The sequence below is a fragment of the Streptomyces sp. NBC_01478 genome (assembly GCF_036227225.1).
GTDB lineage: Bacteria > Actinomycetota > Actinomycetes > Streptomycetales > Streptomycetaceae > Streptomyces.
In genome coordinates, this window is record NZ_CP109444.1 from 9,853,503 (window position 1) to 9,868,041 (window position 14,539).

Genomic DNA, 14,539 nt, shown 5'->3' on the forward strand with positions numbered 1-14,539 from the left:
ATCAGCCGGCGTCTCCGTGAGAGCCGCGCGCCTGTGCGTGCCGTGACTCCACGCGAGCCGCCCCCTGCGTGGGCTGGTGCCCCCGCGTCAGCCGCCCCCTGCGTGGGCCGGTGCCCCCGCGTCAGCCGCCCCCTGCGTGAGTCGCACCCTGCCCGGCAGATCGTGAGCCCGGGTGAGCCTCTCGTGAGTCGCGTTCCCGCGTAGCGGCCCCCGGCGCGGGCCGTGCCCTCGAGTGAGTTGCTTCCCGGGGTAAGCGGCACCCTCGCGCGGTCCGCGACCCTGCGTGAGCCGCGCTTTGCGTGGCAGTAACCCCGCGTCAGCCGCCCCCTGCGTGGGCCGGTGCCCCGAGAGGGTCGCTTCCCTGCGTGGGCCGCGCCTTGCGTGGTCGTAACCCCGAGTGGGCCGCGACCCCGCGTGAGTCGCACCCTGGGCGGGCTCACCCCGGGGCGGGCCGCGCCTTCGGGTGAGTCGTTTCCTCGCCCGGGCCGCGCCGCCGTGCAACCGACGCCCCCGTGAGACCGGTGCCCCGCGCAGGTCGCAGATCGTGGTCCCCGCGCGGGCCCGGCAGCGTCAACCCTGCGGCGGCTCGCTCTTGATGACGGCGAAGCGGGCGCCGTGCGGGTCGGTGAGCTGGGCCATGCGGCCGACGCCCTCCATGGTGGCGGCCGGCACGGTGACCTTGCCGCCGGACTCCAGGGCCTTGGTCACCGTGGCGTCGACGTCGGCGACCTCGAAGTACGCCAGCCAGTACGCCCCCGAGACCGCGCCGGTCGGGTCGAAGTCGAGCGGGACGACACCGCCGAACATCGCGTCCTCGCCGAGGCCGGCCGGGTTGATGCACGTGTAGTCGACGCCCGCCATGGGTGCGGCCGAGGTCTCCAGGCCGAGTGAGGCGTGGTAGAACGCCGCCGCCGCGGCGATGTCCGGCGTGTACAGCTCGACCCAGGTCAGCGAACCGGGATCTCCCGTCACATCGACACCCTTGGTCCGGCCGGGCTGCCAGATGCCGAACGCCGCGCCCGCCGGGTCCCTGAGGATCGCCATGTGTCCCGCGTCCATCACGTCCATCGGCTGGAGCAGGACCGCGCCGTGCGCCTGCTCCACCGCCTTGGCCGTGGCCTCCGCGTCCGGGCTCTGGAAGTACACGGTCCAGGCGGACGATTCGTGCTCCGGCTGCAGTGGCATGCCGCCGGCGACGGTCTTGCCGTCGAGTTGGAAGAAGCCGTAGCCGCCGGCCTCGGGTCCCGCCGACTGGAACCGCCAGCCGAAGAGACCGCCGTAGAAGGAGATGGCGCTGTCGATGTCGGGCGAGCCGACGTCCAGCCAGTTGGGAGCGCCGTTGACGAAACGGGTGGTGAGCATTGTTGCCCTCCTCATTGAAGGGTCCCGTCCTGTGCACTGCCGAGTCTTGCACCGCCCACTGACAATCGCTGCCGGAGTACGCCAGTGGTTCGGGGACACGGTCATGATTACCCTCGGTGACCGCTGAAGTTCTCCGTGTTTTCATCCGGTTCCGCGCGCCGCCGTGCGCCGGTGTGGTCGTAGGGCCATCATCGGGGCGGCCGGAGGCCTCGGAGCGCGGCGTTGATCCCGCGTTGATCGAACGTTTTTCGCCGGAGGGCACGATCGTGCCCATGCACATCGACACGATCACCACGCCCGACCTGGCCTGGCAGCAGGAGGCGTTGTGCGCGCAGACCGGGGCGGACTTCTTCTTCCCCGAGCCGGGCAGCTCCGTCAGGGAGGCCAAGCGGATCTGCGGCATGTGCCCGATCCGCTCCGCCTGTCTGGAGTACGCCCTCGACAACGACGAACGCTTCGGTGTGTGGGGTGGGCTGTCGGAGAAGGAGCGCCTGGAGATCCGGCGCGGCTCGCGTTGAACGGGGCGTTTATCGGTGCGGGTCGCGCGGGAGAGTGCGGCTAGGATCCGGGGGCGCACCCGGGCGTAGCGCAGAGGCAGGCGCTCGTCTTGGCAAGACGACCACATCGGTTCGAATCCGATCCCCGGGCTGCGTTCGGGGGCCCTGTAGAGCAGAGGCAGACTCGCCGCCTTGTCAGGGCGGATACGCCGGTTCGAATCCGGCCGGGGCCCCACTCCAGAGCACGGCCGGGGCGGGAAGCGATGACTGACGAGGGCGGGATCACCGAGGCGGAACTGGCGGCCTTCCACCATGTGGTGGGCAGACTGCGGGAGTTGCCCGTCGACGATCCGGTGCGCCTGCGCGCGGAACAGGTCGCCGCGTCCTTCGCACGGGACGGCCGGCTGCGCCGCCGCAAGGCCCGCGGCGCCGACATGACCGCGGCCGACGCGGCGGCGATGGCGGCGACGGCGACGGGGGCGGTGGACCGACGCGAGGACGCTCCGCTGGGTCGTCGGGGCGAGCCTGCCGAGGTGGATGCCGGGGGTGTGTACCGCAAGCCGCGTGGTTGCTATGTCTGCAAGTCGCCCTATCGACAGGTGGATTCCTTCTACCACCGGTTGTGTCCCGACTGCGCCGCCGACAACTCCGCGCGCCGGGCGCTGAGTACGGAGCTGAGCGGGCGGCGGGCGCTGCTCACCGGTGGGCGGGTGAAGATCGGTTTCCAGTTGGCGCTGATGATGCTGCGGGACGGTGCCGAGGTGCTGGTCACCTCGCGGTTTCCGCACGACACCGTGCGCCGGTTCCGCGCCGAGCCCGGCAGCGGGAAGTGGCTGGACCGGCTGACCGTGCTCGCCGTGGACCTGCGCGACCCGCGGCAAGTCCTCGGCCTCTGCGAGGAGTTGCGGCAGGCGGGCGAACCGCTGGACATCCTCGTCAACAACGCCGCGCAGACCGTACGACGCCCTCCGCAGTCATACGCGCTGCTGGCCGCGGGCGAGCGCGCCACCCTGCCCGAAGGGGCCCGGCAGGCGCCCGGGTTCACGCCGATGCGGATGCTCGCGGGCGGGGCCTCGGCGCTGCCGGTCGTGCTGCGCGAGGCCGACGAGGCCGGACTGCTGCCCGACCCGTCCCCGGAGAACTCCTGGTCGGCACGGCTCGGCGCCCTCGACCCGGCCGAGGTCCTGGAGACCCAGCTCGTCAACGCCCTCGCCCCCGCCCTCCTGTGCGACCGGCTGCTGCCCCTGCTGCTCGCCTCGCCGCGTCCACGCAGGTACATCATCAACGTCACCGCCGTGGAGGGCCGGTTCGCCGTCCGCAACAAGATGGCCGGCCACCCCCACACCAACATGGCCAAGGCCGCGCTGAACATGCTCACCCGCACCAGCGCCGCCGAACTCGCCGACCAGGGCGTCCACATGTGCGCCGTCGACACGGGCTGGATCACGGACGAGAACCCCGCCCCCAAGAAGGGCCGCATGGCCGAGGCGGGCTTCCGTACACCGCTCGACATCGTGGACGGCGCGGCCCGCGTCTACGACCCGATCGTGCGCGGCGAGTCCGGGGACCCGGTGTCCGGCGTGTTCCTCAAGGACTATCGAGAGGCGGCGTGGTGAGCGGGGACGGGGAGAGCATGGAGGACGCGGGAGGGCGCGCGGCGGCGGCTTCGGAGGCGCTGGGCTTCGCCGGGGTGCCGTCCGTCGTGCCCCGTCCGGCCACCGAACTCGGGCCACTGCTCGACTGGTTGAGGGCGGGGCGACCGGCCGGGGAACGGCTGGACTTCACCGTCGGGACGGCGTTGCCCGACGGCCGACTCGACCTGTGCAAGCAGGAGTTGGGGGCGGAGGGCGCCGCGCTGGTCGCCGAGGCCTTGGGTCAAGGGCCGTCCCCTGTACGGCACTTGCTGCTCGGCACCGACGGGCTCGGGGACGAGGGCGCCGAGGTCGTCGCCGGTGGGAGCGGTGACGTCGAGACGCTCTATCTCGGGTGCAACGGGATCACGGCCGGCGGTGCCTGTCGGATCGCCGACCAGTTGCGTGCCTCGCCGCAGGTCGTCACCGGAGTGTGGCTCAAGCGCAACCCGCTGGGCAGCGGCGGCGGGCGGGCGGCGGCCGAACTCATCGAGTCCGCGCGGTCGTTGCGCACGCTCGACCTCGTGCAGACCGGGCTCGACCCGGCGGGAGTGACCGTCCTCGCCGACGCGCTGCTCGCCGCCGCCGACAACGGGCGCCGCATCGAGCGGCTCTTCGTCGGCGGCAACCCGCTCGGCGCGGACGGTGCCGTGCCCCTCGCCGCCGTCGTCGCGGCGGGCGCGATCGACGAACTCTACGTATCCGCCGCCCGGTTGGGAGACCCCGGCGCCCGCCTCCTGGCCGACGCCCTGGAGCGCGCGCCGTACGGCCGGCTCGCGCGGCTGTCCGTCGCCAGCAACGGCATCGGTCCGCAGGCCGCGGCGCGGCTGGTGACGGCGGCCAGCACGGCCGGGGTCGGGCTGCTCGACCTCGGCCGGGTCCGGGCGGCGGCCGTGCTCGGCGCGGCCGACAACCACGTCGATCTGCGTGCCGCCGAGACCATCGCGGGAGCCCTCGTGGCGGCCGAACACCGCCTCACCCATCTCGTGCTGTCCCACACGGGGATGCGCAGCCGTGAGGCCCACCGACTCCTCGACACGGCACCCCGCGCGATCACCCCCACCCGCTTCGTCCTCGGGCAGGGAGTCGCCGCCAGCATCAAACGCCGCCTGGAGTCCCTCACCGCCCACCTGCCCGCACCCTCGCTCGCCCCCGACGTGGCCGCCGTACGCAGCGTGCACCGCACGGCGCGGCCGGGAGAGGCCTAGGGCCTGTCCGGCACGGGGTCAGCGACGCGCCAGCCCCGTGAAGATGTCCGTCCAGAACCGCTGTTGCCGATCCGACGCCCCCACCAGATACGTCGCCCGCAGCTTCGCCGGCAACAGGGCCACCATGCGGGCCACCACCGCGCGGTGCTTCTTCAGTTGGGACAACTCCGCGTTGGCGAGGATCTGGTGGACCACGTCGCTGTCGTCGCCGCCCTCGTCGGTGTGCTCGGCGGCGCGCCGCAGCCGGGCCTCCCAGAGGTCCGCGTCACGGGCCAGTTCGCGCAGGCCGGTGACCGGGCGGCCCTTGAAGCGGTCGATCAGGGCGGTGAGCGGCACGGGCGCGTACTCGCCGTCGCCGAGATAGACCGTCGCCATCTCCAGCGGCAGTCCCTTCCGGTGCAGCTTGACGAGCCGCTCCAGGGTGCGCTTGGTGATCCAGGCGCGGCCCTCGTCGTCGATGTCGTGCTTCCACCACTCCAGCACCGTCTCCGCGTCCGCGCCGTACCGCGCGAGCAGCCACTCGTTGGCGGGGATGTCCTCCGGATCCACCGTCAGGGAGGCCGTGAACCGCGTCGCCTGAGCGATGTTGTTCCGCGAGACCAGCAGCTTGCGGCCCAGGTGGTACGGCGGGTTCTGGACGGCGATCTGCGCCCGCAGGTTCTCGATCCGGCGGCCGGCCAGCGACCACTCCTGGGTGATCTCCATGAGTTTGGCGAACGCGGCCTTGTCCTTGGGGCGGTTGTACTCGTCCCACACGATCGCCTTGGGCCCGGGCCCGGTGAAGTTCGCCGCCAGCAGGTTGTCCAGGGTGCCGTCCGGCGACGGGACCGGCGCGCACAGGTCCTCGACGTTCGTCACCGGCAGCGAGAAGTACAGCGGCTCCCGGCCCAGGCCCGCGCGGACCGTCTCCCGGACCAGCTCCGTCTTGCCGCAGCCGGGCGGGCCCTGCAGCAGCACCGTCCAGCGGTTGCGCAGCGCGGCCCGCACCACCTGCCGTACCGGATCGGGGATCGTGGCCGGGTTGGGCACGTCGAGGGCCTGGGCGAGACGGTCCAGGATCTCCGCCGTGCGGTTCTGCCCGGGCCTGCCGTCGGGGCCCGGCTCGGCCAGCTTCAGCCGCTCGCCGTCGATCAGGGGCAGGCCCCAGCGGAGCGGGAAACCCTCCTTCGCGTTGGCCAGGACGTGGTCCAGCGTGCGCGGGGACAGCAGCTCGCGCAGCGCGGGGGAGAGCGACGCCCATACGGCGAACACCGGATCGAGGTCCCAGGGGCGGTACTTGGCGGCGAGATGCCGACGCCAGGACGTGTCGTTCGCCGTGATCCGCATCGTGACCATGCGGTCGAGCAGCGCGAGGTCGCCGCGCCGGGCCGAGGTCTCGGACAGCGACTCGTTGTCCGTGAGGAAGACCCCGACGCAGCCGAGCGCGCGCAGATCGTGCTCGCCCAGCGTCCAGTTGCAGGCGATCTGCATGAGCTGCGACTGGATCGTGTCGCCGGCCTGCAGCGAGTCGTCGATGAGCAGCACGAACGGCGTGCCCGGCTTCAACTGGCTCATCACCAGTTGCCGCAGCACGAGTTCACCGGTGTGCGGGTCCCGCACCGGCGCGTTGACCAGCAGGTCGTCCGGCGTCAGATTCGCCGCCGGGACGTACACCAGCGCGGTGCCCGGGTGGGCGCGGCCGATGTGGGTGAAGAACGTCGCCGTCTTGCCGATGCCGTGCTCGCCGAAGATCTGCCCGGTCTGCCCGATGTCGATCATCGCGTCGATGAACGACTCCAGGCGCGACGGCTCACCCCTGCCGCGCTCGGTCGCCGGGGTCGTCAACTGCCCTGTCTCCGTGCTCATCTACCGCGATCCTGTCGTGACGCGATGGCAGTCCATCGCCGGGGTGTGCGTCTCGGGCCACTCGCTGCCGCCCTCGGTGATCAGCCAGATCCACTTGTCCGGCTCGGCGGGCGTGACCGGCGGCGCGTACCCGTCCGTGAGCATCACGACCGCGTCCGGGGTGACGTCGAACCGCCGGCCGTTCACCTCCGTACGCCCCTCCACGTAGTCAGCGACCACCTGGAAACTCGTGCCGCCACCGCCGTAGACCCGCTCGCCAGGCCGGAACGGCATGACCATGGCGTCGAACGACAGCCAGTGCGCCTCGACCCCGTCGATGCGGCCGACGAGTTCGGTGAGCCAGGTGATCACCTGCTGCGGCATCGAGCCCGAGGTGTCGTACGCGATGACCAGGACCTTGTCCCGGACCGGGCCGCGGCGCGCGAGCATCGGGTCCTGGCCGAGGGCCGCGAGCAGGGCGCCGCGCTTCTTCGGGTACACCAGCCGCTCGCCGTCGCGCAGCTTCGAGCCGAGGACGTCGACCAGCCAGCGCTGCCACCAGTGGACCGTACGCGTGCGTGCCGTCTCGCCGCGCAGGACGCCCGCGCCGAGGGTCCCCCAGATCCGGCCGGCCCGCGCGGAACCGTCCTCCGTGCGGCCCATCAGGTCGAGCAACTCCCGCTCCGCGCCCGCGTGTCCGCGCCGGGCCGCGAGCAGGGAGTTCAACAGCGCGGACGACGTCACCGCGTCCACCGTCTCCTGGTCGGCCGGTACCCACCCGTCCACCAGGTGCACGCACAGGTGCCGCTCCGGGACCGGAGGGTGCCGCATCCGCTTCAGCTCGCCGTAGACCTTCATGTCGGTCGCGACGAACTCGTCGTACGGGACGGGCTCCAGGCCGTGCGCGGTGAGGTCCTCGTGGTAGAGGGCGTGGATCTTCCGGGGGTCGATGCCCGTCGGCCGGCCGTTCAGCAGCGGCAGTTCGGGCCGGGCGAGCCGGACCAGGGCGACATGGTTGATGGAGACCTCGGCGGCCAGCTCGAAGACCGGGTCGTCGCGCAGTTCGAGGTCGGCGAACAGATGGCGCTGCACCAGATGCCGTGCCTCGTGGAAGAGCACGAACTTCACGCCGTCCAGGCCGAGTCCGACGAAGAAGTCCGGGTTGAAGAGCAGCAGGCAGGAGCCGTCGCCGGAGGCGACCACGGCCGCCGTGTCCACCGCTGTCGTCGGGATCTGGTGATGGCACTTCGCGTACAGCCAGGACGCCACCGCCGACTCCGTCAGCCCGAAGTCCAGCAGCGCGGCCTCCTTCAGCCGCCGCGCCTCGGCGACCGTCGCCGGGTCCGCCGGCCGGTACCGCTCCAGCGCCCTGCGGTCGGCCAGATCGACCACAGGGGTACGCCGACCCCGCTCCCCGTACGCCATGTCACGTCCCCCGCACCGCAGTTCCCCCGATGGCTCATTGGTACCAGGCCGCACTGACAACGGGCCAAGGCATTACGCTCTGGCCCCAAGGGCGGGGTCGTAGCGCAGAGGCAGGCGCACCGGTCTCCAGAACCGGGGCACGCTGGTTCGAATCCAGCCGCCCCGCCCCCCTCACGTCCTCAGGGCCTCGCTCAGGCGACCGCGCCCGCCGTCATCACCAGCTCCACCGCGTTCCCGTGGAAGGTGTCGATCAGTTGGGCCAGGACCGCCCAGGCGTCCTCGTGGTCGGCCAGGTGCTCGCGGACGAGCGGCCGTAGGGCGGCCTCGGCCTCGGCCACGCGCGCGGGGAACATCAGGTGTCCTGTGGACAGCACCTTCAGGACGTGCGACGCGGGGCCCCAGGCGGTCGCGTAGTCGGCGGGGCCGCCCAGCACGCCGGCTTCCTCGACCCGGTGGGTGAACTTGCGGTGCGTGCCGAACCGGGCGCGCAGCTCGGGCGGGCAGTCGGGCCGGATCGCCAGTGCCCAGCGCGCGTAACCGGGCAGCGGGCGGTCCCGGTCCGCCTCGGTGACCGCCTGCCAGTCGGAGCGCTCCAGCACCATCGACGCGGCCGTCCGCGCGGACTGCATGGAGGTGCCCTCGCGGAGGGCGCCGAGCAGACCGAAGCGGGTGAAGTTCTCGGGGATCGGCGGTTCGTCCTCCCGCCGCACGCTCTTGGCGACGGTCAACGGGGCCTTGCGCGCGGGGCCGAACGGCACACCGCGCGCGATGGCGCGCCGCATCGCGTTGTCCGCGGAGACGTGCCGCCAGACCCACTGGTTCAGTTCCGGATCGTCCTCCTCCAGAACCCACAGCAGCACGGAGGACGGCACCGCCGTCCTCGTCCCGGTCCAGATCAGATGGTCGCGCCGGGCCTTGGGAGTCGTCCCGTCCGCCGGCTCCGGCAGCCCGATCCGCCGCCGTATCCGCTCGGCGTCCCCGCTGTCGATCAGGTTCAGCAGAAAGCCGACCGCCGCCCCTGACGTGCTGTTGTCATGCATGGCGGCATGATGCCGCAGCCGGGCCGCCGCCCGCACCGGTGAATCGACGGCGGGCGGTCCGCAGCCGGTCGGGTCAGGCGCTCGCGCGGGCCGCCATGCGGGCCTTGCGGTTCGCCAGCTTCTCGTCGAACTTCGAGGCCTCGGAGTCCAGGCCGCCCATGTAGAGGGCGATCTCCTCCTGGGCCTGCTGTCCCTCGGGGCCGAGACCGTCGATCTCCATGACCTTCAGGAAGCGCAGCACGGGCTGGATGACGTCGTCGTGGTGGATGCGCAGGTTGTAGACCTCGCCGATGGCCATCTGGGCGGCGAACCGCTCGAAGCCGGGCATGCCGTGACCGGGCATCCGGAAGTTGACGAGGACGTCGCGCACGGCCTGCATGGTGAGGTCGGGGGCGAGCTCGAACGCGGCCTTCAGGAGGTTGCGGTAGAAGACCATGTGGAGGTTCTCGTCGGTCGCGATGCGGGCCAGCATGCGGTCGCAGACCGGGTCGCCCGACTGGTGGCCGGTGTTGCGGTGCGAGACGCGCGTGGCCAGCTCCTGGAAGGCGACGTACGCCACGGAGTGCAGCATCGAGTGCCGGTTGTCCGACTCGAAGCCTTCGCTCATGTGCTGCATGCGGAACGCTTCGAGCTTGTCCGGGTCGACCGCGCGGGAGGCGAGCAGGTAGTCCCGCATGACGATGCCGTGCCGGCCCTCCTCCGCCGTCCAGCGGTGCACCCAGGTGCCCCAGGCGCCGTCGCGGCCGAAGAGGGAGGCGATCTCGTGGTGGTAGCTGGGGAGGTTGTCCTCCGTAAGGAGGTTCACGACGAGGGCGATGCGGCCGATCTCGGTGACCTTGGACTGCTCCTTGCCCCAGGCCTCGCCGTCCTCGAAGAAGCCGGGGAAGTTCCGGGCGTCGCTCCACGGCACGTACTCGTGCGGCATCCAGTCCTTGGTGACCTTGAGGTGCCGGTTGAGCTCCGTCTCGACGACTTCCTCCAACGCGTACAGCAGCTTGGCGTCGGTCCAGACTGCGGGGCTGCCGAGGTGCGGGGAAGTGATCGTCACGGGGACTCCAGGGGGACGTGGTGCAAAACCGAACAAACCGGCGAGCGGTGCCGGGGCCTGTGCAACTTACGGAATCGTAGGCTACGAAACCGTAGGTTACGAGACCGTAGGTTAAGGCCGCTGTAAAGCTCGCTGTTCAGCCCGTATCGCCGGGGGATCCGCCGGAGCCCCAGGAGCGCAGGTCCCGGCACCGCACGGGCGTTCCGTCACCCGGTCAGGCGTACAGCTCCCGGAGCCGGACCGAGAGGCAGGTCACACACCCTTCGAGTTTCTCGAACTCGCTGATGTCCACCACGACCGGCTCGTGGCCGAGGTCGGCGAGCAGATCGGCCGTCTTGGGCGCGCTCGCCGCCATCAGCACCTTGTCGCCGCCGAGCAGCACCACATGCGCGCCGGCCTCCTCGGGCACCGACAGGAAGCGCGGGAAGAGCGAGGGCCGGTCCACCATCGGGATGTGCCCGAGCACCGTCCCGTCGGGCAGCGCGGTGACCGCCGACTTCAGATGCAGCACCTTGCTCACGGGCACGGAGACCACCCGCGCACCGAGCGGCTCGAACACGGCCCGCAACTGCTGGATGCCGGCCGCGTTCGTCCGGCCGCCCCGGCCGACGTAGATGGTGTCGTCGACCTTGAGCACGTCACCGCCCTCCAGGGTGCCCGGGTCCCAGACCCAGTTCACCGAGCAGCCGAGCCGGGCCACCGCCTCCTCGACCCCGCCCGTCTCCTCGCGCCGGGACTCGGCGCCGGGCCGGGCGATCAGCGCCACGTTCTTGTACATGACCACCGCGTCCTCGACGAACACGGAGTCGGGGCAGTCGTCGGCAGGGTCCACCTCGATGGTCTCCCAGCCGTGCACCCGCAGCGTCTGCGCGTACGCCTCCCACTGCTCGAAGGCCTGCTCGACATCGACCTTCTCCCGCTCGATGTGCGTGACCAGCCCTTCGGCCAGGCGCGGGCTGGGGCGGCGCACGAGCGCCTTCTTGCTGGGCACGAGCGGGACTCCGTATCGGCGGGATCGTTTCGGTGCCGTTGTCGCGGCACCGGTTGGCCATCATGCGTCACCCGTCCGTGCCGACAAAACCCCTGCCGTGAGGATGTGGCCCTCCTGAGACGCGCGCACCGGGCCCCGGGCGGGGCGCCGAGGACCTCAGGCCGGGTGTTCCACCTCCTCCGGTGTGATCGTCCGCAGCTCCCCGTCCAGCAGCAGCCAGCGCGTGATGCCGATCGACTCCAGGAAGGGCACGTCGTGACTGGCCACGATCAACGCCCCTTCGTACGACTCCAGCGCCGAGGTGAGCTGCCCCACACTCGCCATGTCGAGGTTGTTCGTCGGCTCGTCCAGCATCAGCAGTTGCGGGGCGGGCTCCGCCAGCATCAGCGCGGCCAGCGCCGCCCGGAAGCGTTCGCCGCCGGACAGGGTCGCCGCCTTCTGGTCGGCGCGGGCACCCCGGAACAGGAAGCGGGCCAGCCGGGCCCGGACCCGGTTGTTGGTGGCGCCCGGCGCGAACCGGGCCACGTTCTCCACCACCGTCAGATCGTCGTCGAGGACGTCGAGCCGCTGCGGCAGGAAACGCAGCGGGACATGGGTCACCGCCTCGCCCGACACCGGCTCCAGCTCCCCGGCGATCGTGCGCAGCAGGGTCGTCTTGCCCGCGCCGTTGCGGCCGATCAGCGCGATCCGCTCCGGCCCGCGCAGATCGAGCCCGCCCCTCACCCGCGCGCCGTACGCGAGTTCCAGGTCCATGAGGGTCAGGACCTGACGACCCGGCGGTACGGCCGTGTACGGCAGGTCGACGCGGATCTCGTCGTCGTCCCGGACGGCCTCCACCGCCTCGTCGAGCCGTTCCTTGGCCTCGGCGAGCCGCTCCTGGTGCAGGATGCGGTGCTTGCCGGCGGACTCCTGCGCGGACCGCCTGCGGGCGCCCATGACGATCTTCGGCTCGCGCCGCTGCTCGAACATCTTCTGTCCGTACTTCTTGCGCCGGGCCAACTTGACCTGGGCGTCGGACAGTTCGCGTTTCTGTTTGCGGAAGTCGGCCTCGGCGACGCGCACCATCCGTGTCGCGGCGTCCTGTTCGGTGGTGAGGGCCTCCTCGTAGGCGGAGTAGTTGCCGCCGTACCAGGTGATCTCGCCGGAGCGCAGATCGGCGATCTGGTCGACGAGGTCGAGGAGTTCACGGTCGTGGCTGACCACGATCATCACCCCGGGCCAGGAGGCGACGGCCGCGTACAGCCGCCTGCGGGCGTACAGGTCGAGGTTGTTGGTCGGTTCGTCGAGGAGCAGGACGTCCGGCCGGCCGAGCAGCAGTGCGGCCAGCCGCAGCAGTACCGACTCGCCGCCCGACACCTCGCCGATGGTGCGGTCCAAGTCGATGTGTCCCAGGCCCAGTTCGCCGAGTGTGGCGAGGGCCCTTTCCTCTACGTCCCAGTCGTCGCCGAGCGTCTCGAAGTGCTCCTCGGCCGCGTCGCCGGCCTCGATGGCGTGCAGGGCGGCTCGCTGAGCGGCGATGCCGAGCGTCTCGTCGACGCGCAGGGCGGTGTCGAGTGTGACGTTCTGCGGGAGGTGGCCGACCTCGCCCGCGATCCGCACCGTGCCGTCCACCGGGGCGAGTTGCCCGGCGATCAGCTTCAACAGGGTCGACTTTCCCGAGCCGTTGACGCCGACGAGCCCGGTCCTGCCGGGTCCGAAGGCGGCGTCCAGGTCCTCGAAGACGGAACTGCCGTCGGGCCAGGCGAAGGTGAGGGACGTACAGGTGACAGAGGTATGCATGAGGGCCTCGCGGTTGCTCGACGCGGTCAGGGCGGACGCGTAGCGAGACACCGCGAGGCGGGAGACTGGTCCCGGGGCAGAGAAAAAGGCCCTGTTCCGGAGGACGGCTCGGACGCCGAGGTCGTACACGACGAAACACACCTCACGGGTGTGTACGCGGTGTCTCAGAACCTCAGACGAGCAACGTCCTACTCCTATCGACGGCAACAGAACCGAGGGCAACGCTACGAACGGCGCCGTAGGGCTGTCAACGCATTAAACGGGAGCCCGCGAGCTTCATCTCCCTGTCGGATTCCTGCCAGCCAGGGCGCGCCCGCGACTGCTTGAGTGGGACGCATGACGAACCAGAACACCCTCCGTGACCGGGCTCTGGCCTTCCGCGCGCTGCATGTGCCGGGGCGTCCGCTGGTCCTCCCGAACGCCTGGGACGCCGCGAGCGCCCGCATCGTCGAGGACGCGGGCGCGGCGGCCGTGGCGACCACCAGCGCGGGCCTCGCCTGGGCCCTGGGCGTCCAGGACGGCGACAAGCTGGACCGGGAGCGGGCCCTGGAGGCGGTCGCGCGGATCACCGCGTCCGTCGGCGTACCGGTGAGCGCCGACATCGAGAGCGGCTTCGCGCAGGACGCGGAGGGCGTCGCGGACACGGTCCGCGCGGTGCTCGCGGCGGGTGCGGTGGGGGTGAACATCGAAGATGCGCTCTACGGGGGTGCGGGCGTCCTGCGGCCGGTCGCCGAGCAGGCCGAGCGCATCGCCGCCGCCCGTGCGGCCGCCGACACGGAGGGCGTGCCGCTGTTCGTCAACGCGCGGATCGACACCTATCTGCGGGGCGCCGGGGGAGTGGACGCGACGCTGGAGCGGGCCGCCGCGTTCCGGGCCGCGGGCGCCGACGGGATCTTCGTCCCCGGTGCCGTCGAACCGGGAACGGTCAAGGAACTCGCCGACGGGATCGACGCGCCGCTCAATGTGCTGGTCGGCCCCGGGGCGCCGGCGGTCGCCGAACTGGCCGCGCTGGGCGTCGCCCGCGTGAGCGCGGGCTCCGGCATCGCGCTTGCCGCGTACGCCGTGGTCCGCCGTGCCGCGCGGGAGCTGCTGGACACGGGCACCTACGACACGCAGACGGGAGGGCTCGGCTACGGCGAGCTCAACTCACTGCTGGCGCGGGGGCGTTAGAGCCCGTCCGGATCCACCGGACAGGTCCTGGCTCAGCAGGCGTCCCGGATCAGCTCGGCGAGGTCGTGGTCCAGGTCGAGCTGGAGGTGTTCGAGACCGGCGGGCACCAGCTCGCCGGTGGCCGCCAGGAAGCGGCGCACCTCGGACGAGTGGACATGCACGACGGCGGTGCCCTCGGGCGCGTGGAACTCCAGGACGGTGCGGTCGAAGCCGTAGGGCCGCACCCGGACGTCGCCATGGCCCTCGGCGCCGTGCAGGCCGGCCGCGAGGAGGTCACGGGCGAAGGTCCAGCAGACCTCGACGCCCTCCAGGGTGGCCGGTGCCGGGAAGGTCATGCGGACGGCGAAGGGGTCCCGCCGGTCGTAGTGCAGGGTGGCGGGAATGTTCGGCATCCGGGGTGCGGCGGCGACGAGGCGGGCCTCTACTGGCTGCTCGATGACGATGGACAAGGACTTGCTCCCTTGTGTGACGGCGGTGCTACTGCGGTGAGGACCGGACGGACTCCCGAAAAGACTCCGGAACGGACCCCCGAGTGGATGGGTCCGCACTGGAAGAGACGCCGGA

At 71.6% G+C, this 14,539-nt stretch carries 12 protein-coding genes and 3 tRNA genes; 7 read left to right on the plus strand and 8 right to left on the minus strand.

Annotated elements, in window-relative coordinates:
- Positions 1–570: 570 nt before the first annotated feature.
- Positions 571–1,362, minus strand: a complete 792-nt coding sequence (locus OG223_RS44050; protein ID WP_329261771.1) for a VOC family protein — start codon at positions 1,360–1,362, stop codon at positions 571–573.
- 272 nt (positions 1,363–1,634) lie between these two features.
- On the opposite strand from OG223_RS44050, the gene OG223_RS44055 reads away from it, so the two are divergent.
- The 5 genes from OG223_RS44055 (at position 1,635) to OG223_RS44075 (ending at position 4,698) form a co-directional block, all read left to right on the plus strand.
- Positions 1,635–1,880, plus strand: coding sequence for a WhiB family transcriptional regulator (locus OG223_RS44055; RefSeq protein WP_200678017.1), 246 nt, complete (start codon positions 1,635–1,637; stop codon positions 1,878–1,880).
- A 58-nt stretch (positions 1,881–1,938) separates the two neighbouring features.
- A tRNA-Ala gene (locus tag OG223_RS44060) sits at positions 1,939–2,010 on the plus strand.
- A 10-nt stretch (positions 2,011–2,020) separates the two neighbouring features.
- A tRNA-Asp gene (locus OG223_RS44065) sits at positions 2,021–2,092 on the plus strand.
- Positions 2,093–2,122: 30 nt separating this feature from the next.
- Positions 2,123–3,475: an SDR family oxidoreductase gene (locus tag OG223_RS44070; protein WP_329261774.1), complete on the plus strand. Its 1,353-nt coding sequence runs from the start codon at positions 2,123–2,125 to the stop codon at positions 3,473–3,475.
- A 17-nt stretch (positions 3,476–3,492) separates the two neighbouring features.
- Positions 3,493–4,698 carry a ribonuclease inhibitor gene (locus OG223_RS44075; RefSeq protein WP_329261776.1) on the plus strand — a complete coding sequence of 402 codons (1,206 nt, stop codon included), beginning with the start codon at positions 3,493–3,495 and terminating at the stop codon, positions 4,696–4,698.
- An 18-nt stretch (positions 4,699–4,716) separates the two neighbouring features.
- On the opposite strand, the gene OG223_RS44080 is transcribed toward OG223_RS44075, so the two are convergent.
- Entirely contained in the window at positions 4,717–6,543 is a 1,827-nt protein-coding gene (locus OG223_RS44080) for an AAA family ATPase (RefSeq protein ID WP_329261780.1), read from the minus strand.
- Positions 6,544–7,947: a DUF2201 family putative metallopeptidase gene (locus tag OG223_RS44085; RefSeq protein ID WP_329261782.1), complete on the minus strand. Its 1,404-nt coding sequence runs from the start codon at positions 7,945–7,947 to the stop codon at positions 6,544–6,546. It lies immediately after the preceding gene.
- 91 nt (positions 7,948–8,038) lie between these two features.
- On the opposite strand from OG223_RS44085, the gene OG223_RS44090 reads away from it, so the two are divergent.
- Positions 8,039–8,114 (plus strand) — tRNA-Trp (locus tag OG223_RS44090).
- A gap of 24 nt (positions 8,115–8,138) precedes the next feature.
- Here the strand turns inward: OG223_RS44090 and OG223_RS44095 are convergent.
- From OG223_RS44095 to OG223_RS44110, 4 genes are all read right to left on the minus strand, one after another.
- Entirely contained in the window at positions 8,139–8,987 is an 849-nt protein-coding gene (locus OG223_RS44095; RefSeq protein WP_329261785.1) for a hypothetical protein, read from the minus strand.
- Positions 8,988–9,060: 73 nt separating this feature from the next.
- Positions 9,061–10,035: an acyl-ACP desaturase gene (locus tag OG223_RS44100; RefSeq protein ID WP_329261787.1), complete on the minus strand. Its 975-nt coding sequence runs from the start codon at positions 10,033–10,035 to the stop codon at positions 9,061–9,063.
- Positions 10,036–10,249: 214 nt separating this feature from the next.
- On the minus strand, positions 10,250–11,026 hold the full coding sequence (gene ddaH / locus OG223_RS44105) for a dimethylargininase (protein ID WP_329261790.1): 777 nt from the start codon (positions 11,024–11,026) through the stop codon (positions 10,250–10,252).
- Between the two features lie 156 nt (positions 11,027–11,182).
- On the minus strand, positions 11,183–12,805 hold the full coding sequence (locus OG223_RS44110) for an ABC-F family ATP-binding cassette domain-containing protein (RefSeq protein WP_329261793.1): 1,623 nt from the start codon (positions 12,803–12,805) through the stop codon (positions 11,183–11,185).
- A gap of 336 nt (positions 12,806–13,141) precedes the next feature.
- Here OG223_RS44110 and OG223_RS44115 point away from each other — a divergent pair, with 336 nt between their 5' ends.
- Positions 13,142–13,975 (plus strand): isocitrate lyase/PEP mutase family protein, encoded by an 834-nt coding sequence (locus OG223_RS44115; RefSeq protein WP_329261796.1) that lies wholly within the window; start codon positions 13,142–13,144, stop codon positions 13,973–13,975.
- A 32-nt stretch (positions 13,976–14,007) separates the two neighbouring features.
- Here the strand turns inward: OG223_RS44115 and OG223_RS44120 are convergent, their stop codons facing one another.
- A complete protein-coding gene (locus tag OG223_RS44120) occupies positions 14,008–14,424 on the minus strand; it encodes an SsgA family sporulation/cell division regulator (RefSeq protein WP_329261798.1) in 417 nt (138 codons plus the stop codon).
- Positions 14,425–14,539 lie beyond the last annotated feature (115 nt).